Origin of the sequence: Streptomyces spiroverticillatus, assembly GCA_014650415.1 — a bacterium.
GTDB lineage: Bacteria > Actinomycetota > Actinomycetes > Streptomycetales > Streptomycetaceae > Streptomyces > Streptomyces spiroverticillatus.
In genome coordinates this window covers 1-1,023 of record BMUX01000073.1, presented here as the reverse complement: position 1 = coordinate 1,023, position 1,023 = coordinate 1, and the positions used below count along the sequence as shown (strand labels likewise).

The window sequence follows — 1,023 nt, the reverse complement described above, 5'->3', positions numbered from 1 at the left end:
CAGATCCGCGCTGTCGCGGTCATGTACAGCCGCCGCACCGCTGGGATCTTGTCCTGGTGGTGCACGGCCGCCCACGCCTTCTCAGCGTCCCCCGAGGTGCGATGGGCCTCGTCCACGACCATGAGGTCGAACGCCGCCATGCCGAGCTTGTGCGCCTTCTGGACGGCCGTCGTCGCGGTCGAGTACGTCGAGAACACCGTCACCACCTCCTCGTCCCCCACCCACGAGTACAGCTCCGCCTCGTCGGTGGTGCAGGGCATCCCGCTCGACGCCGAAACCCGCGCCTCGCACGCCCCGACCATCGCCCCCGTACGCCCGGCCCGGCGCCACTCAGCGGCCATCTGCGCCAGCAGATCAGTCGTCGGCACCAGGACCAACACCCGCCGCGCGTGCAACTTCTGCGCGGCCACCGCCGCGATCCGCGTCTTGCCCGACGCGGTCGCCGCGATCACCTGACACCGCAGCCCCTCCGGCGGCACCGGGGAGCCGGCCGGGAGCTGGAGGTAGCGCAAGATGGCGGCGACCGCCTCAATCTGATGCGGGCGAAGCCCGTGGTACGCGCTCACTGCTCCGCCTTCTGGCTCGTGACGGACAGGCCGTGGTGGTCCAGGTAGGCCAGCAGGAACACGGCCAGGGCCCGCCCGGGCTCGCTGGCGTGCTCGATCCCGGGCGGTTCGCTGCTCCAGCCGAACGCGGCCTGGTGGGGACGCGGCCGTGCGCCTCCACCGCGTGGGCCGGGGGAAACCAGGGCGCGGGTGAAGAAGTCGTCCAGGCGGTCCAGCAGGTCCGCATCCAGGTCTTCCAACTCGCGTCCCTGCACAGTGGACTTGGCGGCATCCATGACCGTGGTGAGATACCGACTGCGTGCCGCTTCCTCCTCGCGGCGCCTGGTGGACACACTCTCCTCGGCCACCTCCACCACCCGGAACAGCCCCTGGTCCCCGTACAGGCCACCCGGCTTCTCCAGCACCTTGCGGGCCGCGGCCACCGCCCCCTCAACCGACCGGTCGTAGACGTAGTGCG

The 1,023-nt window shown here is 71.2% G+C and carries 1 protein-coding gene and 1 pseudogene; both read right to left on the bottom strand.

The window, feature by feature from the left end; translation table 11 throughout:
- On the bottom strand, positions 1-566 hold a 566-nt coding region (locus IE269_RS42745), incomplete at its 3' end, for a DEAD/DEAH box helicase family protein (RefSeq protein ID WP_189828771.1).
- Positions 563-1,023 (bottom strand): annotated as a pseudogene (locus IE269_RS42740) (hypothetical protein); the annotation flags it as partial. The pseudogene IE269_RS42740 and the gene IE269_RS42745, both read right to left, overlap by 4 nt.